Annotated in this window: 15 protein-coding genes; 9 read left to right on the forward strand and 6 right to left on the reverse strand. The window is 62.2% G+C overall.

Features of this window, described 5'->3' with window-relative positions:
* Positions 1–52: 52 nt before the first annotated feature.
* The 3 genes from BUC24_RS12675 to BUC24_RS12685 all read right to left on the reverse strand — a co-directional run bounded on the left by BUC24_RS12675 (position 53) and on the right by BUC24_RS12685 (position 5,014).
* On the reverse strand, positions 53–1,555 hold the full coding sequence (locus BUC24_RS12675; protein ID WP_073216494.1) for a thymidine phosphorylase family protein: 1,503 nt from the start codon (positions 1,553–1,555) through the stop codon (positions 53–55).
* Entirely contained in the window at positions 1,552–2,913 is a 1,362-nt protein-coding gene (locus tag BUC24_RS12680) for an MBL fold metallo-hydrolase RNA specificity domain-containing protein (RefSeq protein ID WP_073216498.1), read from the reverse strand. The genes BUC24_RS12675 and BUC24_RS12680 overlap by 4 nt, the downstream gene beginning before the upstream one ends.
* A gap of 85 nt (positions 2,914–2,998) precedes the next feature.
* Complete coding sequence (locus BUC24_RS12685) at positions 2,999–5,014, reverse strand: NAD(+) synthase (RefSeq protein ID WP_073216502.1); 2,016 nt, start codon at positions 5,012–5,014, stop codon at positions 2,999–3,001.
* A gap of 76 nt (positions 5,015–5,090) precedes the next feature.
* On the opposite strand from BUC24_RS12685, the gene BUC24_RS12690 reads away from it, so the two are divergent.
* Together BUC24_RS12690 and BUC24_RS12695 are read left to right on the forward strand one after the other, a co-directional pair.
* The gene (locus BUC24_RS12690; protein WP_073216505.1) at positions 5,091–6,230 is read left to right on the forward strand and encodes a GNAT family N-acetyltransferase; all 1,140 of its coding nucleotides are present in this window, start codon (positions 5,091–5,093) and stop codon (positions 6,228–6,230) included.
* Positions 6,227–6,619 (forward strand): VOC family protein, encoded by a 393-nt coding sequence (locus BUC24_RS12695; protein WP_073216508.1) that lies wholly within the window; start codon positions 6,227–6,229, stop codon positions 6,617–6,619. Before BUC24_RS12690 ends, BUC24_RS12695 begins: the two co-directional genes overlap by 4 nt.
* A gap of 3 nt (positions 6,620–6,622) precedes the next feature.
* Here the strand turns inward: BUC24_RS12695 and BUC24_RS12700 are convergent, their stop codons facing one another.
* Positions 6,623–7,555 (reverse strand): LysR family transcriptional regulator, encoded by a 933-nt coding sequence (locus tag BUC24_RS12700; RefSeq protein ID WP_073216511.1) that lies wholly within the window; start codon positions 7,553–7,555, stop codon positions 6,623–6,625.
* Positions 7,556–7,826: 271 nt separating this feature from the next.
* On the opposite strand from BUC24_RS12700, the gene BUC24_RS12705 reads away from it, so the two are divergent.
* From BUC24_RS12705 to BUC24_RS12735, 7 genes are all read left to right on the forward strand, one after another.
* Positions 7,827–10,142, forward strand: coding sequence for a TonB-dependent receptor (locus tag BUC24_RS12705; protein ID WP_073216514.1), 2,316 nt, complete (start codon positions 7,827–7,829; stop codon positions 10,140–10,142).
* 98 nt (positions 10,143–10,240) lie between these two features.
* Complete coding sequence (locus BUC24_RS12710; protein ID WP_083598900.1) at positions 10,241–11,113, forward strand: alpha/beta fold hydrolase; 873 nt, start codon at positions 10,241–10,243, stop codon at positions 11,111–11,113.
* 22 nt (positions 11,114–11,135) lie between these two features.
* Complete coding sequence (locus BUC24_RS12715; protein WP_073216521.1) at positions 11,136–12,329, forward strand: substrate-binding domain-containing protein; 1,194 nt, start codon at positions 11,136–11,138, stop codon at positions 12,327–12,329.
* Entirely contained in the window at positions 12,326–13,087 is a 762-nt protein-coding gene (locus tag BUC24_RS12720) for an ABC transporter ATP-binding protein (RefSeq protein WP_073216524.1), read from the forward strand. Before BUC24_RS12715 ends, BUC24_RS12720 begins: the two co-directional genes overlap by 4 nt.
* Complete coding sequence (locus BUC24_RS12725) at positions 13,080–13,805, forward strand: ABC transporter ATP-binding protein (RefSeq protein ID WP_073216528.1); 726 nt, start codon at positions 13,080–13,082, stop codon at positions 13,803–13,805. Before BUC24_RS12720 ends, BUC24_RS12725 begins: the two co-directional genes overlap by 8 nt.
* 10 nt (positions 13,806–13,815) lie before the next feature.
* The gene (locus BUC24_RS12730) at positions 13,816–14,853 is read left to right on the forward strand and encodes a branched-chain amino acid ABC transporter permease (RefSeq protein WP_073216532.1); all 1,038 of its coding nucleotides are present in this window, start codon (positions 13,816–13,818) and stop codon (positions 14,851–14,853) included.
* Between the two features lie 10 nt (positions 14,854–14,863).
* Positions 14,864–15,931, forward strand: coding sequence for a branched-chain amino acid ABC transporter permease (locus tag BUC24_RS12735; protein WP_083598901.1), 1,068 nt, complete (start codon positions 14,864–14,866; stop codon positions 15,929–15,931).
* A 159-nt stretch (positions 15,932–16,090) separates the two neighbouring features.
* Here the strand turns inward: BUC24_RS12735 and ppa are convergent, their stop codons facing one another.
* Together ppa and BUC24_RS12745 are read right to left on the reverse strand one after the other, a co-directional pair.
* Complete coding sequence (gene ppa / locus BUC24_RS12740) at positions 16,091–16,630, reverse strand: inorganic diphosphatase (protein ID WP_073216537.1); 540 nt, start codon at positions 16,628–16,630, stop codon at positions 16,091–16,093.
* Between the two features lie 90 nt (positions 16,631–16,720).
* Positions 16,721–17,917: a heme biosynthesis protein HemY gene (locus tag BUC24_RS12745; RefSeq protein ID WP_073216540.1), complete on the reverse strand. Its 1,197-nt coding sequence runs from the start codon at positions 17,915–17,917 to the stop codon at positions 16,721–16,723.
* Between the last annotated feature and the right edge of the window lies 1 nt (position 17,918).

Consider the following 17,918-nt stretch of genomic DNA (forward strand, 5'->3'; position numbering starts at 1 on the left):
GTTCTTGTGCCGGCTAAACGCGCGTGACACGGTTCGCTGGCACGGCCCACCGTCAGGACTGAATCGTGACAAGATGTTCCTGGCGTTCGGCAAACGCGCGCGCATAAGCGAGCGCACCAGGCGATTCCGCATGCAGCGTCAGCAGGGGCTGGCCCACTTCCAGCGTTGTTCCCAGCGGCGCATGAAACACAAGCCCGGCGGCCTTCGCCGTTGGCGCGCCGGCCAGCTTGGCCACCTGCGCGAGCAACCGGTTGTCAATTGCTACCACCTGCCCGCGATGCTGCGCTTCCAATACGTGGGTATGGGCGCTGCGCGGCGGTGACCGCATGCCGCCCTGAGCCTCGCAGATGGACTGGAACTTGCGCCAGGCCAGGCCGGACGCCAGCGTTTCCCGCGCCAGCGCCATACCCTGGCCCGGCCCGGCTCTGCCCCCCATTTCCAGGACCGAGGCGGCCAGCAACAATGCGCGCTGGCGCAAGTCGTCGGGCGCATCGGCCTGGTTTTGCAGCACCGCCAGCACGTCAAAGGCCTCAAGGGCAGGACCAATACCGCGCCCGACCGGCTGGGTGCCATCGCTGGCTACCACTTGCACCGTGATGCCGAGCGCCGCGCCAACCTGGATCAGGCGTTCCCCCAGCGCCCGCGCGCTGTCGGCCGAACGGACCTTGACGGTGCGCCCGACGGGAATATCGATGACCACATGGGTCGAACCGGCCGCGATTTTCTTCGACAGGACTGACGCCACCAGCATGCCATCGCTGTCCAGTCCAAGGGGGCGCTCAACCCGGATCAACAAGTCGTCGGCGGGGCTGAGCGCCACCGCGCCGCCCCAGACGATGCAGCCGCCTTCCTGCTCCACGACCCGGCGCATGTCCGGCAACCCGAGTGCGACCGGAGCCAGCGTTTCCATCGCGTCTGCCGTCCCTGCGGGCGACGTAATGGCACGCGATGAGGTTTTCGGCATGATCAAGCCGCACGCAGCCACAATTGGCACCACCAGCAAGGTCGTGCGGTTGCCGGGCAAACCGCCCACACAGTGCTTGTCGACCACGATATCGCTATCCCAGTGCAGGCGCTGGCCGGCGCCTGCCATGGCACGCGTGAGCGCAATGGTCTCGGCCGTATCCAGCCGGCCGCCCGAGCATGCCGTGATGAAGGCAGCCAGTTCGATGTCCGAATAGCGTCCGGCACTGACATCGCTGATAATGGCGCCGGCCGCGTCGCCAGTGAGCGGACGGCCGTAAATCTTCGCGCGCACCGAGGAAAACGACAGCAGCGGCGCCGGGTGGTTCACCAGCACCGCGTCGCCGTCATCGCCGCCCAGCGCGCGCCAGGCAGCTTCAGACAGACCAATCTCGTCCCCGGCGAGCAAATCAAAATGCACCACGTTCAAGGTCGCCACCACGCACGTGCCGGCACGCCACAACTCGATGCGCGAGCGCGCTTCGAACCCTTCCGACTTGCACACATTGCAGTCGCTGCGCATATACGCCACCGGTTCCTGATAAGTATCGATACCCAGGCGCCGCATGCGCAGGCTGGCGCCCCCGCTCATGTCAAATCCACTTCATCGAGGTAGCCGGGAACCTCGCAAGGCCAGCGCAGTTCGTTCTGCATGCGCAGGCGCAGCGCGTCGGCAGCGGCCGGCTCGCCGTGGGTGATGAAGGTGCGCTGCGGCCGCGTTTTAAACTGGCCCAGCCAGCCCAGGATTTCGTCCGCATCCGCATGGGCCGATAAATTGGTGATCTGCTTGACCTGGGCCCGCACCGGCACATATTCGCCGTGGATCTTGATGGCCGGGACGCCTTCGAGCATGGCTGCGCCGCGCGTGCCACCGGCCTGAAAGCCGGCAAACAGAATCGTGTTGCGCGGGTCTGAAGCAAACGCTTTCAGGTGGTGCAGCACGCGCCCGCCCGTGGCCATGCCGCTGGCTGCCACAATCACCATCGGCACGGTGCGTTCATTGAGCGCGATTGATTCTTCCACGCTGTTGACGATGGTGGCTGCGTGACGCATGGCATTGCACTGCTCATGGCTGAGCCGATGCTGGTGCAAATGCTTCTGGTACAGCGCCGTGGCGTCAGCCGCCATCGGGCTGTTCAAGTAAATCGGCAAATAGGCGGCAATCTCGCCGCGCTCCTTGAGCCGGAACATATCGTACAGCAGCGACTGCGCCCGTCCTACGGCGAACGACGGAATGATCGTCACACCGCCGCGCGCAGCCGTCTCGCGAATGGTCTGGCCCAGCAGGATCAGCGGGTCGGCCGGATCGTGGCGTTTGTCGCCGTAGGTCGACTCGACCACCAGATAGTCTGCGTTGGCAATCGGGGTCGGCGCCACCATCACCGGATCGTTCTGGCGCCCCAGGTCGCCGGAGAACACCACGGTCTTGCCCTCGCAGTACAAGGTGACGATAGCAGCCCCCAGAATGTGCCCGCCGAGCGATAGTTCCGCCTCGATGCCCTCGCTGACAGAAAAACGGGTCCCGAATTCGACCGGCGCAAAGAACTTGAGTGCGCGAACGGCGTCCGCCTCGGAATACAGCGGCAACGCGGGACTGTGCTTTGCATAGCCGTGCCGGTTGGCGAAATTGGCTTCCTCTTCCTGCAGGTGGCCGCTATCAGGCAGTAAAATTTTGCACAGGTCAAAGGTGGCAGCGCTGCAGTAGATCTTGCCCCGGAAGCCATCCTTGATCAGCAGCGGCAGATAGCCGCTGTGATCAAGGTGCGCATGCGTCAGTACCACCGCGCTGATCTCCGAAGGCGGCACTGGAAAGATGCTGCGGTTGCGCAGCCGCAGTTGCTTGTAGCCCTGGAACAAGCCGCAATCGACGAGGACTTGCTTGCTGCCGCTCGTGACCAGATATTTAGACCCGGTCACGGTCCCTGTTGCACCGAGGAATTTGAGTTTCATCGCAACACCTTTCCGTTGTTGATAACGGAATATCGTGTATATGATCAACAAAAACCTTGCGGTGGATCAAATTGGAGACATATGGCTATGGCAGCTCGTCGGGGATGGTTTTCAGATTCGCGAGCCAGACTGCGGCTTCGGCGTCGCTAGGCGCACGCCAGTCGCCGCGCGGCGACAGCGAGCCCCCATTGCCGACCTTGGGCCCGTTCGGCACGCAGGAGCGCTTGAACTGGCTGGTCTGGAAGAAGCGCCACACAAACGTGCGCAAGTGCTTTTTAATCGCCGATAGCTGGTACTTTTCCTGCCAGGCGCAGTAAGACAGGAAGGCCACCTTCGATGGTGCAAACCCGTAGCGCAGAATGTAGTACAGGTTGAAGTCCTGCAGCTCGTACGGTCCGATCGTGTTTTCGGTGCTTTGCGCGGGCTTGTCTTCGCCTGCCTTGCCGGGCACCAGCTCGGGACTGATCTCGGTATCGAGTACTGCCAGCAGCGTGCCCGAGCCTTCGGTCCCAATCTGCCCCGTTTCGGCCACCCAGCGCACCAGGTGGCTGATCAAGGTCTTGGGCACGCTGGCGTTCACGTTGTAGTGCGACATATGGTCGCCCACGCCGTAGGTGCACCAGCCCAGCGCCAGCTCGGACAAGTCGCCCGTTCCCACCACAATGGCCTGATTGAAGTTCGCCAGCCGGAACAGATGGCTGGTACGCTCGCCCGCCTGCACGTTCTCGAACGTGATGTCGTAGTCCTCGGTGCCCTCGGCGTAAGGATGGCCCAGGTCCTTGAGCATCTGGATACAGCTTGGACGAATGTCGATTTCGTGGGCCGTGGTGCCGACCGCCTCCATCAGCTCGCGCGCCTGACGCAGCGTGCGCTCGCTGGTCGCAAAGCCAGGCATGGTGTACGCGAGAATGTTCGAGCGTGGCAGCGACAGCCGGTCCATCGCCTTGGCGCACACCAGCAGCGCATGGGTCGAATCGAGCCCGCCCGAAATGCCGATCACCACCTTCTTCATGCCGCTTTGCGACAGCCGCTGCACCAGCGCCTGCACCTGGATGTTATAGACCTCGGTGCAGCGCTCGTCGCGCAGCGCCGGATCGGCAGGCACGTAAGGGAAGCGCGCCACGGTGCGCGCCAGCGGCAGCGCCTTGTCACGCGCGATCGCGAGATCCACGCTGACGACGCGGAACGCCGCCACCTCGTGCGCATGGCGCCGTACCGAATGCGCGAACGTGGTCGTGTGCATGCGCTCGCGCGACAGGCGCTCCAGGTCCACGTCGCCAAACACGATGTGCGAATCGTCCTGGAAGCGGACCGCTTCGGCCAGCAGTTCGCCTTTTTCGTAAATCAGGTTCTGGCCATCCCAGGCCATGTCGGTCGACGATTCACCTAGACCGGCCGAGGTGTACAAATACGCGGCCAGGCAACGCGCCGACTGCTGCGCCACCAGCTGATGCCGATAGCCGCTCTTGCCCGCCAAAACATTGGAAGCAGACAGGTTGACCAGCACTGTGGCCCCGGCCAGCGCCGCAAACGACGACGGCGGAATCGGCACCCACACGTCTTCGCAAATCTCGATATGGAAGCGCATATTGGGCACATTCGCCACGTCGAACAGCAGATTCGCCCCAAACGGCACGTCCTGCCCCAGCAGTGTAATCTGGCTCGAGACAGCGCTGTCGGCGGCGCTGAACTGGCGCGCTTCGTAAAATTCGCCGTAGTTCGGCAGGTAGCATTTGGGAACCACGCCCAAAATCGCGCCATTGGCCACAACTGCCGCGCAATTGAACAGCTGGTGATCGACCCGCAGCGGCAGGCCGACAATCATGGCCAGGTTCAGTCCGGCCGATGCTTTAACCACTTCGCCCAGCGCCGCTTCGCAGGCGTCGAGCAGCGCTGCCTGGTGAAACAGATCGTCGCAGGTGTAGGCCGACAGGCCCAGCTCAGGGAATGCAACCAGCAGCGCACCCTGCTCGCGCGCCTGCAGGGCCAGCGCGATGGTCTGGGCCGCGTTGAAGGCCGGGTCGGCGATCCGGCAGCGCGGGGTGGCCACCGCTACCCGCGCAAAGCCGTGCGAGTAGAGGTTCAAGAATTCGTTTGTCATCCGGTCAATCCTGTAAATGGCAGAGCGGCGCCGCGCACGGAAAAACGGCGCGCGCCTTTTTGCGTAGAATGGGCCTATGAATTATCGCACGCATATTGCCTCTTCCCTGTCCGAGATCGGCCAGGCCGACTGGGACGCATTGGTCAACGCCCAGGCCGACGCCAATCCCTTCCTGTCCTACGCTTTCCTGCACGCGCTGCACGAATCGGGCAGTGCATGTGCGGAAACTGGCTGGCAGCCGCAATTCCTCACCCTGCACGACGGCGCGGAGCTGGTCGCCGCCCTGCCCCTGTACGTCAAAATGCACAGCTACGGCGAGTACGTATTCGACTGGGCATGGGCCGACGCCTACCAGCGCAACGGGGTCGATTATTACCCCAAACTGCTGTCGGCCATTCCATTCACGCCTGTCACAGGCGCGCGCCTGATGGCACGCGACGAGAATGCCCGGGCTGCCCTGCTGCAGGTGCTGCGCGCCACACAACAGGCGTCCGAAGTGTCGTCCACCCACATCCTGTATCCACCCGAAGCACAGGCGAAGCAGTTGGAAGACGCGGGCTTCATGCTGCGCAGCGGCGTGCAGTTCCACTGGCTAAACGCTGGGTACCGCGACTTCGACCAATTTCTGGACACGCTGGAAAAGAAAAAGCGCAAGAACATCCGCGCCGAGCGGCGCAAGGTCATGGACGCGGGCGTCACGCTGCGCCGTGTGCGTGGCGCCGACACCACCGAGGATGACTGGGTCTTTTTCAACCGCTGCTACCAGCGTACATACAAGGCACACCATTCCTCGCCCTACTTGAACATCGACTTTTTCCTGCGCATCTGGCAGACCATGCCGGAGAACGTTTTGCTCGTGATCGCAGAGCGCAATGGCAAACGGATCGCCGCCTCGCTGGTCATCCACAATGCGGATACGCTGTATGGCCGTTACTGGGGCGAGCTCGAACACGTCCCTTGCCTGCACTTCGAAGCGGCCTACTACCAGCCGCTGGAGTTCTGCATTGAACAGAAGATCGCCGTCTTCGAAGGCGGTGCGCAGGGCGAACACAAAATGGCACGGGGCTTTCTGCCCACCCGCACCTGGTCCGCGCACTGGCTGGCGCACCCTGCCTTCTCCGATGCGATCGAACGCTTCCTGGAGCGCGAAAAAGGCGGTATCGACGATTACATCGACGAACTGAACGACCGCAATCCCTTCAAGGAACCGTCTTGATCTCGCACGTCTTCATCGGCATCACCGACTATGAGCGCGCGTTGGCGTTATATGGCGCCGTGATGGATGCGCTGGGCATGCAAGCCAAGTTCGCCGACGCCCAGAAGCCGTGGGCCGGCTGGACGGCGCCTGGTCAGCCGCAACCCCTGTTTGTGATTGCACGTCCGTTCGACCAGCAAGCGCAGGCCAGCGGCAATGGCCAGATGGTCGCGTTGCTGGCCCCATCGCGCGCGGCCGTCGACACAGCCTACGCAGCCGCGCTTGTACACGGTGCAGTTAGCGAAGGCGCGCCGGGTCTGCGCCCGCACTACCACGCCAACTATTACGGCGCCTACTTCCGCGACCTTGATGGCAACAAGCTCTGTGTCTGCTGCCACGATCCTCTGTAGGATCTAAGCGCGCCGCCGTGCGCGCCCGGGTTCGTCGCGGTCGTGCACAAATAGCGACGGCTGGCTGTCGGCAAAATCGCGCAGCATGTTCCACACGGCGCGCACCCGCTGCAGACGATATAGATCGGTCGGCGCGGCCAGCCAGAACGATCGCTCCGCAAAAAACTGGTCCAGCACGCGCACCAGACGGCCATCATTGGGCACCGCATACGGTGGCGCCATGATCAGTCCCATGCCCAGCGACGCCGCCTCGATCTGGGCCGGCATGCCGGTGCAGCACAAGCGCCGGCGCGGCGTGAATCCTAATTCGTCGAGATAAGTCAGCTCGCGGCTGGCCAGTCGGTCCTGCACGTAATCGACAAAGTCGTGCTGGGCCAGATCCGCATGTTCGCGTATCGGCTTGTGGCGCGCCAGGTAATCGGGCGAGGCATACACGTACAGCCGGAAGGTGGCCAGTTTGGTGATCATGTAGCGCCCTGTGGTGGGCGGATCTAGCATCACGCCCAAGTCGGCCTCGCGGTTGGCCAGGTTGGCAAAGCGCGGCAGCACCAGCAAGTCCACATTCAATTCCGGGTTGGCCTGCAACAGATTCACCAGCAGCGGCGGCACCACGCGCACCGCAAACAGCTCCGGCACGCCCAGTCGCACAACGCCATGTACTGCCACTTCGGCCCCGCTCAACTGCTCGGTGGCCGCCAGGGCTGCGCTCTCCATCGCTTCGGCGTGCGGCAGCAGCGCCTGACCCATGTCGGTCAGCTCGTAACCTTCGCGGCTGCGGTCGAACAAGGTGGTGCCAAGCTGCGCTTCCAGACGGTCGATGCGGCGCGCCACCGTGGTGTGTTCGACCTCAAGACGGCGCGAGGCGCCGGACAAGGTACCGGCACGTGCCAGTTCAAGAAAGAACCGCAGATCGGTCCATTCGGGCAGGGTATGCATGTTGTCTCTCGTTATTTTGTATTTGTGCGACATATTGTGCACTAGTGCACAAGTGAACACCAAACCACGGAAACAACACGTTGCGGCGCATCAAAAGTGTGGGGGAAATTGTACGTACGCCCAATAATGCCAGTACCTTAGCTCGCATTGTGCATTTTTGCACAATGCTTGGGCGTGTCATTATCTTTCGGACAAAATCGAATGAGGGCACACTGCAGGCCATGCGATCACGACCGCATATCACAAATAAAAAAACTAGGAGACTTGCCTCATGGATCATACCAACACCAAGCTGAAGTTACTGACCCGCTCCGTGGCCGCCGCCATCGCCCTGATGGGCACTTCGGTTGGCGCCGCACACGCACAAACGGCCGGTGGCGCAGCACCCGCGTCGGCCACCGCCGCCGATAGCAACCCGGCCGTGGTCGTGGTCACCGCCCGCCGCCGCGAAGAAACGCTGCAGGACGTGCCGGTCTCGGTTACCGCATTCAACGCCGACCAGATTTCCAAGCAGGGCATCCCGGACATCACCGCCCTCACCCTGTCGCTGCCAAACACCACCCTCAAGGCTTCGCGCGCCACCAACTCCACCCTGACCGCCTTCATCCGCGGCGTGGGCCAGCAGGATCCCCTGGCTGGCTTTGAAGCGGGCGTCGGCATCTATCTCGACGATGTGTACCTGGCCCGCCCGCAAGGCGCCGTGGCCGACATCTACGACGTCGAGCGCATCGAAGTTCTGCGCGGCCCGCAAGGCACGCTTTATGGCCGCAACACCATTGGCGGCGCCGTCAAATACGTGACCCGCAAACTGGCGCCCAAGACCGACATCCGCGTGCGCGGCACACTCGGCAACTACGGCCAGAAAGAAGCCCTCATCACTGCCAGCACGCCAGTTACCGACACGCTGCGCATTGGCGGCTCGATCGGCACCTTCCAGCGCAACGGCTTTGGTAAAAACCTCACGACCGGCCAGGACAATTACGACAAAGACGTCACCGCCGGCCGCATTTCGGCAGAATTTACGCCCACCTCGGACTGGTTCATCCGCATCGCCGCTGACGCCACCCAGGACGACTCCAATCCACGCAACGGCCACCGCCTGATCCCTGGCCGCACCAGCGGCGCACCGATACTGGGCAATGTGTACGACACCACCGCCAACCTGACCACAGCGCTGGGCAAGGAGCAGGAAATCACCGCTCATGGCGTGGCCGCCACCATTGAGTACCGCGTCAGCGACACGCTGCTGCTCAAATCGATCACCGCATCCCGCCGCGACAAATCGTACGCGCCGATCGACTTCGATTCGATGCAGCTGACCGACTTCCACGTACCCGCGCTGTACAAGAACAAGCAGTTCAGCCAGGAGCTGCAAGCCACATACACCGGCGAAAAAGTACAGGGCATCGCAGGCGTCTATTACATCGACGCCAACGCCTTCAATATCTTCGACACCGTGTTGAACGGCGCGTTCCCAAGCTCCACCTACACCCGTGGCGACATCGACACCAAGGCCTGGGCGATTTTTGCCGACGGCAGCTACAACTTCAGCGATGCGCTCAGCGTCACGCTGGGTGGACGCTACACGGTCGACAAGCGCGATGCGAGCATCCTGCGTCAGATCTACCTGGGCCTTGCCGGCACGCCCGATCTGGGCAACCCTGCCGCTGTCTTGTTCCGCACCGATACCGACTTCACCCACGGCGAACTGCACCGCGAAGACAAGAAGTTCACCCCGAAAGTCAGCCTGGCCTACAAATACTCGCCAGAACAGAACATCTACGGTTCGTGGGCACGCGGCTTTAAAGGCGGCGGCTTCGATCCGCGCATGAATGTGGTGGGCACCAAGATCAGCCAGGCCACTGCCCGTGCTGGCTACAAGCCAGAAATCATCGACACGCTGGAGCTGGGCCTCAAGTCGGCCTACAACAATAACCGCATCCTGACCAACATCGCCATCTTCGACAGCAAGTACAAAGATGTGCAGATTCCTGGTTCCGTGGCGGTGGACACCAACAACGACGGCGTGGACGACAGCTTTGCTGGCGTCACCACCAACGCCGGCAAGGCCAAGATCAAAGGTCTGGAAATCGAAGCCACTGCGCGCCTGACCGACCAGTTCAGCATGTCGGCCATGTACAGCCGCCTGGATGCCAAGTACACCCAGTTCCTGACCTCGCAGATCGTGGGCGGCGTGCCGACCATCGTCAACGTGGCTGGCCAGCGCTTCTTCCAGAACACGCCGAAGAATTCGGCCAACCTGCGCCTGAACTACGACATTCCACTGCCAATGATGGGCACGGCTGGCACCCTGACCCTGACCGGCGCAGCATCGTACCGCGACGACACCTACCAGTTCGAGTACGCCTCCGCCCTGGACCAGGAAGCCTACACGCTGTATGACGCCAGCGTCATCTGGACCAGCGCCGACAGCAAGATCCGCGCTGGCCTGCATGGCAAAAACCTGGGCAACGAGCATTACAAGACCGGCGGCTATGTGTTCCCGACGCTGGGCTTCGAAGGTACGCTCACCGCCTTCTACGGCAATCCACGCACCGTGTCGGCCACCCTGGAATACCGCTTCTAAGAAGCTCCCGGCTGTACCGACTGTACTGCGCCTCGCGGCAGGCCCCACGGCCTGCCGCCGGGTCGCTGCGTTCCAAAATCCACAGGATGAAACCTGCCGTGTCCACATACGCCGACCTCAGTTTTACCAGCACCGATGGCCTGGCGCTGTACGCACGCGATTACCCGGCCAGCAGCGGGCCCGCACGCCTGCCGGTCATCTGCCTGCACGGCCTGACCCGCAATTCGGCCGACTTTGACGAGCTGGCGCCCTGGATTGCGGCCCAGGGCCGGCGCGTGATCGCGCTGGATGTGCGCGGGCGCGGCCGATCTGCCCACGACCCATCGCCCGCCAACTACAACCCCATGATCTACGCCGGCGACGTCATCAAGCTGGCCCACGATCTGGGCATCGAGCGCGCCGTATTTGTCGGCACCTCGATGGGCGGCATCATCACCATGACACTGGCGCTGCGCAAACTGAAGTTGATTGCCGCCGCCGTATTGAATGACGTTGGGCCAATCATGTCCACCAAGGGCCTGAGCCGCATTGCCGGATACGCGGGTAAAGGCTGCGCGCTCGACTCGTGGGACGACGCTGCCAACTACCTGCGCGACATAAACCTGTCCGCCTTCCCCGCCAACGACAGCGCCGAGTGGCGCAAGTGGGCCGAGCGCGCGTTTGCGCAAAATGAGCAGGGCCAGCTAGTACTGAGGTACGATCCCAACATCGCTTTGCCGATCCAGACCGGGCGCCTGAAGCCCACCTCCTGGATGGGCCGTGTGGCGTTCCGGCGCCTGGGCCGCAAACGCCCGTTGCTGCTGGTGCGCGGCGCGCTGTCCGACCTGGTCGAAGAAGAACAGGCCAGCTACATGCGGCGCGCGGCACCAGCCATGCACTACGCCGAAGTGCCCGGCGTGGGCCACGCGCCCATGTTGTCCGAGCCGCCGGCGCGCGAAGCGATACAACGGTTTCTGTCGCAAGTCGATTGAACGCATGATTTTAGGAGACAGCATGAACAAAAAAACAAGCATCGCACTGGCACTTGCAGCCATTGTTGGCGGCAGCGCAGCCCACCCTGCCCTGGCCGCGGACGACCTCAAGGTCGCCCTCATCGCCGGCAAAACCGGCGTACTCGAAGCCTATGCCAAGGAAACCGAAACCGGATTCATGATGGGCCTGGAGTACCTCACTGGCGGCAAAATGACCATCAATGGCCGCAAGCTCAAGGTCATCGTCAAGGACGACCAGAGCAAGCCCGATCTGGGCCGGACCCTGCTGGCCGAAGCGTATGGTGACGACAAGGTCGACATCGCGGTCGGCACCAGTTCGTCCGGCTCGGCCATTGCCATGCTGCCGGTCGCTAAGGAATACAAAAAAGTGCTGATCGTCGAGCCGGCCGTGGCCGACGCCATTACCGGCGACAAATGGAACCGCTACATCTTCCGCACTGCCCGCAATTCGATGCAGGACGGCCTGGCCGCCGCATCAACGCTCAAGACCGGCAGCGTCGCCTTTTTGGCGCAGGACTACGCCTTCGGTAAAGACGCTGTCAAGGCCGGCAAGGAAGCCCTGGCCGCCACCGGCAGCAAAGCCACGGTGGTGCACGAAGAGTACGCACCGCAAAACGCCAGCGACTTCACCGCCTCGGCCCAGCGCATCTTCGACGCGCTGAAAGACAAGCCGCAACCGCGCGTGCTTGGCATCGTCTGGGCTGGCCCCAACCCGATGAACAAGCTGGCCGACATGAAGCCCGAGCGTTACGGCATTGCCCTGGCCCCCGGCGGGAACATTCTGCCCGTGATGAAAACCTGGAAGAACTACGCCGGTACCGAAGGCACCATCTATTACTACTACGCCTTCCCGAAAAACAAAATGAACGACTGGCTGGTGGCCGAGCACACCAAGCGCTTCAAATCCCCACCCGATATGTTTACCGCCGGCGGCTTTGCTGCCGCCAGCGCCGTCGTCACCGCGCTGACCAAGTCGCCATCGACCGACAGCGAAAAACTGATCGCCACCATGGAAGGCATGGAGTTCGACACCCCCAAAGGCAAAATGAGCTTCCGCAAGGAAGACCACCAGGCCTTGCAGGCGATGTACCACTTCCGCATCAAGAAGCAGCAGAAGGACGAGTGGGACCTGCTGGAACTAGTGCGCGAGATCCCGGCCTCGGAGCTGCCGGTACCGGTCAAGAACAAGCGATGAGCAAGCCGTCCCTGTCGACCCGTGACCTGACGATCCGCTTTGGCGGTCACGTTGCGGTCAACCAGGTCACGGCCGATTTTTATCCGGGCACGCTGACCGTGATCGTCGGCCCCAACGGGGCCGGCAAGACCACCTACTTCAACCTGATGTCGGGTCAGTTGCCCGCCACCTCGGGCCAGGTGTTCCTGGACGGCGCCGACATCACGCGATTTGGCGCCGCGCGCCGTACCCGGCTTGGCATCGGCCGCGCTTTCCAGCTGACCAATCTGTTCCCGCACCTGACGGTCATCGAAAACGTGCGTCTGGCGGTGCAGAGCGTGGCCGGCATCGGCTTGAACATCTTTTCAATCTGGTCCAGTCACAAGCTGCTGATTGAACGCGCCCTGCACTACCTGGAGCGAGTGGCCCTGGCCGAACGGCGCGATTCCTACGTGGCCGCGCTCTCGCATGGCGACAAACGCAAGCTCGAAGTGGCCATTCTGCTGGCCCTGGAACCGGCGGTCATGATGTTCGACGAGCCCACCGCCGGCATGAGCGTGGACGAAGTGCCGGTCGTGCTGGACCTGATCCACCAGGTCAAGGCCGAAAGCAAAAAGACCATTCTGCTGGTCGAGCACAAAATGGATGTGGTGCGTTCGCTGGCCGACCGCATCATCGTCCTGCACAACGGCACCCTGGTCGCCGATGGCAATCCGGCCGAAGTCATGGCCTCGGCCATCGTCCAGGAAGCCTACCTTGGAACACCTGCCCATGTCTGAACCGATTCTTCAACTGTCCGGCGTGCACACGCACATCGGCGAATACCATATTTTGCAAGGCGTGGACCTGACCGTGCCGCGCGGCGGCCTGTCGGTACTGTTGGGCCGCAACGGCGCCGGTAAAACCACCACCCTGCGCACCATTATGGGCCTGTGGAAGGCCAGCGCAGGCAGCATCAAATTCGACGGGCGCGAGATCGCCGCCATGGCCACGCCCGCCATCGCCCAGGCTGGCATTGCCTACGTGCCCGAATCAATGGCCGTATTTTCCGACCTGACCGTGCGCGAAAACCTGTACCTGGCCGCGCGCAGCGGCGCGCTGGACGAAGCCCGGGTCGAATGGATATTCGGCTTTTTCCCTGCCCTCAAAAAATTCTGGCACTACCCGGCTGGCAATCTCTCGGGCGGACAAAAGCAGATGGTTGCCATTGCCCGCGCCATTGTGGAGCCGCGCAAACTGATCTTGATCGACGAGCCGACCAAAGGCCTGGCGCCCGCCATCATCCAAAGCCTGATTGCCGCCCTGCGCGAACTGAAGGCAAGCGACACCACCATCCTGCTGGTGGAGCAGAACTTCAGCGTGGTCAAAACACTGGGCGACACCGTTTCGGTCATGGATGACGGCCGCGTCGTGCACGCTGGCGCCATGCGCGCACTGGCTGACGACCAGGAACTGCAACAGCGGCTGCTCGGGCTTGCGCTCGACTCGCACCAATAGAAAGGCCGACATGGACCTTCAAATCCCTCCCACGGTACTGCCTGCGGCGCCGGTCGATACCGCCCTGCCCGCCGCCAAACGCGACATCGCACCGCTGCTGCTGGTGCCGGCCCTGATGCTGGCCATGCTGCCCCTGGTGGGCAGCGTGCCAACCTGGCTCACGCTCACCGTTGCCGGGCTGGCGATGGGCATGATGATCTTCATCATGGCCAGCGGACTGACGCTCGTCTTCGGCCTGATGGACGTGCTTAATTTCGGCCATGGCGCTTTTGTTTCGGTCGGCGCCTACGCTGCCACGCTGGTGCTCATTCCCATGCGCGGCTGGCTGGAAGTCGACTCCGTGATCATGAACCTGTCCGTGCTGGCCCTGGCCATCACGGTGGCAATGGTGGCCACCGCGCTGCTGGGCTGGGCGTTTGAACGCATCATCATCGCGCCCGTGTATGGCCAGCACCTCAAGCAGATCCTCATCACCATGGGCGGCATGATCGTCGCCGAACAGCTGATCAACGTGATCTGGGGTGCCGAGCAGATCGCCCTGCCCCTGCCAACCAGCTTGCGCGGCGCAATCGTGCTGGGCGACGCGGCGATTGAAAAATACCGGCTGGTTGCGGTGGTGATCGGGCTGGTGGTATTTGCCACCATGTTCCTGGTTCTGAACCGCACCAAAATCGGTTTGCTGATCCGCGCTGGCGTGGAAAACCGCGAAATGGTTGAAGCCATGGGCTACCGCATCCGGCGTCTTTTCGTGGCCGTGTTTGCGGCCGGCTCCGCGCTGGCTGGCCTGGGTGGCGTGATGTGGGGCCTGTACAAAGAAACCCTGACGGCGGCAATGGGCAGCGAAATCATGGTCATGGTCTTCATCGTGATCATCATCGGTGGCCTGGGTTCGGTGGGCGGCTGCTTCATCGGCGCCCTGCTGATGGCACTGGTGGCCAACTACGCCGGCTTCCTGACGCCCAAATTCGCGCTGATATCGAACATTGTGCTGATGATCGTGATTTTGCTTTGGCGCCCAGCCGGCATGTATTCGAACCTGCGTCGCTGAAAGGACATCCATGCTGACCCAACTTCTTTCCGGCGATTTGCCGCGCAGCCGCGCCCTGTCGGTGGCTCTGCTGATGATCTTCCTGGGGCTGGCGCTTGCGCCTTTCGTCACCAGCGGTGCGCGCCCTCTCAACACCGCGGCCACCATCTGCGTCTACATCGTGCTGGTGGCCTCCTACGACCTGCTGCTTGGTTACACCGGCATCGTCTCGTTCGCGCACACCATGTTCTTCGGGATTGGCGCCTACGGGGTCGGCCTGGGTCTGGCCAGCGTGGACGAGCCAACTTGGACCGCTGCGTTCACAGGTCTGCTGATTTCGCTGGCAGTGGCGCTAGTACTGGCGCTGATCGTGGGACTGTTCGCCCTGCGCGTGCGGGCGATCTTCTACGCCATGATCACGCTGGCGGTGGCATCGTCGTTTGCGGTGCTGGCGTCGCAGCTGTCGGACTGTACGGGCGGCGAAGATGGCAAGACCTTCAGCGTGCCAGAACTGCTCTCGCCTGGCTTCAAGCTGCTGGAGAATGACTTGTTTGGCCGTACGGTGGACGGCAAGATCATTACCTACTACATCGTGTTCATTGGCTGCCTGCTGCTGTTTTTGTTCCTTCTTCGGCTGGTCAATTCGCCGTTCGGACGGGTATTGCAGGCCATTCGCGAGAACGAATTCCGTGCCGAGGCGCTGGGCTATCGCACTGTTTTGTACCGCATCTGGGCGAATTGTCTGGCTGCGCTGGTGGCGGCGCTGGCGGGTGCGCTGATGGCGCTGTGGCTGCGTTACGTGGGGCCCAAGACCATGCTGGGGTTTGAGGTCATGACGGATATTTTGCTGATCGTTGTTATTGGCGGGATGGGGACGATGTACGGGTCAGTCGTGGGAGCAACGCTGTTTATCATCGCGCAGAACTATCTGAAATCGCTGATGGCGCAGGGATCGAGCGCGCTGGAAGGTGTGCCGATGCTGGCGCACTCGCTGCATCCGGATCGATGGATGCTTTGGTTGGGGGTGCTGTTTGTGCTGTCGATCTACTTCTTCCCTGCCGGTATAGTCGGCAAGCTGCGCATGCGCAAAATTAAGTAACGCCCCAACACATCGTCCTCGCGAAGGCGGGGACCCATAGCACGCATGCGTGAAGGCGGATCAAACGTGGAATGGGTCCCCGCCTTCGCGAGGACGATGTAGGTAAAAAAAAGGCTGGTCGCGTGAGCGGCCAGCCTTTTTTACTTCGTCCGAAAATACTTACGCTTTTTCGAGCTTGTTGAATGCAGCAACGCCATTCAGAATTTCTTGTTTCGCGTCTTCTGGACCGAACCAGCCTTCAATCTTCACCCACTTGCCTGGCTCCAGATCTTTGTAGTGCTCGAAGAAGTGCTGAATCTGCTGCAGGCGCAGCTCATTCATGTCTTCCGGCTTTTGCCAGTGCTTGTAGATCGGCAGGATCTTGTCGACAGGGACCGCCAGAATCTTGGCATCGCCGCCCGCTTCATCCGTCATCTTCAGCACGCCGATAGCGCGGCAGCGAACCACAACGCCAGGAATCAGCGGGAACGGGGTGATGACCAGCACGTCGCACGGGTCACCGTCGTCGGAGATGGTGTTCGGCACGTAGCCGTAGTTGCACGGGTAGTGCATTGCGGTGCCCATGAAGCGGTCGACGAAAATCGCGCCGGACTCTTTGTCCACTTCGTACTTGATCGGATCGGCGTTCATCGGAATTTCGATGATGACGTTGAAATCGTTCGGCACGTCGCGGCCGGAAGAGACTTTATTCAAACTCATGGGGAATCCTTCAATGCGGGGTGTAGTGATGGCGTGATTATAACGAAAAATCGGGGACAATTGGTGCGCCGCAGCAACGGCGCCCCAATTTTAGAGGATGCTCGCCAGTGCGCACTGGCGGAAATGGGCGTTCGCTTCTTCGTGCTGGCCCAGCGCTTCGTGCATCTGCGCCAGCTTCAAATGGGCTTCGCGCACCATGCGCGGCTCGCTCGCGTCGGAAAGGGCCTGCTCCAGATAGCGCTGGGCTTTGCCCCACAACTTCTGCTTCAGGCACAGCGATCCAAGCGTGAGCGCCAGTTCGGCGTCGGTTGGGCGCTGCTTGATCCAGGCTTCGCAATGCTCGATCTGTGCCAGCAGCGATGGCGACCCGGCGCCGCCGGCAGCGTCGCGGTAGGCGCGCACCACGCGGTCGTCCCATTCCACGCGCAGCGCTTCTTCTGCCGTGGCGCGGGCTTCGTCGTGCAGGCCGCGCGCATTCAGCGCAGTTGCGGCGCGCGCAGCGATGTAAGGTTTAACGCGATCAGCCGTTGGCACGGTCGACCACACCCGCATGATCGACTCGGCATCGTGCGAGCTGTCCGACAGCAGCGCTTCGTAGGCCAGTTCGCGCAAGCGCGACGACAGCGCCGGATGCAGTGCCTTGTGCTTGTCCAGCGAACGGACCAGGCGCAACACCTCGGGCCAGTTCTTGGCCTGCTGGTGCGCTTTCATGGACCATTGCAGCGCGTGGATATGGCGCTGGCCGCTAGCGTTAAGTTCAGCCACCGCATCCAGAGCTGCTTCCGGCTGATGGTCGTCGACCAGCAGCTCAGTCATGGTCATCAAACGTGCGGTCTTGAGGCTGTTGTCGTTGACGACGCCGGCCAGCCAGTTGTCACGCCGGCTGGACTGACGCATGCGGTGCGCGGCGCGCGCGCCGATCAGCGCGGCCAGGCCTGCGTTTTCTGGCAGTTCGGCAGCGCGCATGGCAGCTTTTTCGGCATGGCCGAAACGGCCTTCGAACAGGGCCTTGAGCGCGTCGCGCAAGCCCTTGTTGCCATCGCGTTCACGCTTGCGCTGACGATAAGCGGCCACCTTGGCCGGCATGGCCACGGTTGCGCGCAAGGCGCGCAGCATGCCGTACATGATGATGAACAGCGCCGCCGTCAGCACCACGAACAAGTTGAGCGACATGTCGATCCGGTGCGGCGGATAAAAGAACACGACATTGCCGGGATTGAAGCGGGCCGTTACGGCGACACCGATCGCAGCGGCCATCAGGGCGACTAACCAGAGAAGTAATCGCATG

Origin of the sequence: Massilia sp. CF038 (assembly GCF_900129765.1) — a bacterium.
Taxonomy (GTDB): Bacteria; Pseudomonadota; Gammaproteobacteria; order Burkholderiales; family Burkholderiaceae_D; genus Telluria_A.

What these genes read in the sequence shown, in the direction of transcription:
- BUC24_RS12675 (WP_073216494.1), bottom strand. Translation starts at nt 1,555, where the DNA reads ATGAGCGGGGGCGCCAGCCTGCGCATGCGGCGCCTGGGTATCGATACT.
- BUC24_RS12680 (WP_073216498.1), bottom strand. Translation starts at nt 2,913, where the DNA reads ATGAAACTCAAATTCCTCGGTGCAACAGGGACCGTGACCGGGTCTAAA.
- BUC24_RS12720 (WP_073216524.1), top strand. Translation starts at nt 12,326, where the DNA reads ATGAGCAAGCCGTCCCTGTCGACCCGTGACCTGACGATCCGCTTTGGC.
- BUC24_RS12725 (WP_073216528.1), top strand. Translation starts at nt 13,080, where the DNA reads ATGTCTGAACCGATTCTTCAACTGTCCGGCGTGCACACGCACATCGGC.
- BUC24_RS12735 (WP_083598901.1), top strand. Translation starts at nt 14,864, where the DNA reads ATGCTGACCCAACTTCTTTCCGGCGATTTGCCGCGCAGCCGCGCCCTG.
- BUC24_RS12700 (WP_073216511.1), bottom strand. Translation starts at nt 7,555, where the DNA reads ATGCATACCCTGCCCGAATGGACCGATCTGCGGTTCTTTCTTGAACTG.
- BUC24_RS12690 (WP_073216505.1), top strand. Translation starts at nt 5,091, where the DNA reads ATGAATTATCGCACGCATATTGCCTCTTCCCTGTCCGAGATCGGCCAG.
- ppa (WP_073216537.1), bottom strand. Translation starts at nt 16,630, where the DNA reads ATGAGTTTGAATAAAGTCTCTTCCGGCCGCGACGTGCCGAACGATTTC.
- BUC24_RS12685 (WP_073216502.1), bottom strand. Translation starts at nt 5,014, where the DNA reads ATGACAAACGAATTCTTGAACCTCTACTCGCACGGCTTTGCGCGGGTA.
- BUC24_RS12715 (WP_073216521.1), top strand. Translation starts at nt 11,136, where the DNA reads ATGAACAAAAAAACAAGCATCGCACTGGCACTTGCAGCCATTGTTGGC.
- BUC24_RS12730 (WP_073216532.1), top strand. Translation starts at nt 13,816, where the DNA reads ATGGACCTTCAAATCCCTCCCACGGTACTGCCTGCGGCGCCGGTCGAT.
- BUC24_RS12705 (WP_073216514.1), top strand. Translation starts at nt 7,827, where the DNA reads ATGGATCATACCAACACCAAGCTGAAGTTACTGACCCGCTCCGTGGCC.
- BUC24_RS12745 (WP_073216540.1), bottom strand. Translation starts at nt 17,917, where the DNA reads ATGCGATTACTTCTCTGGTTAGTCGCCCTGATGGCCGCTGCGATCGGT.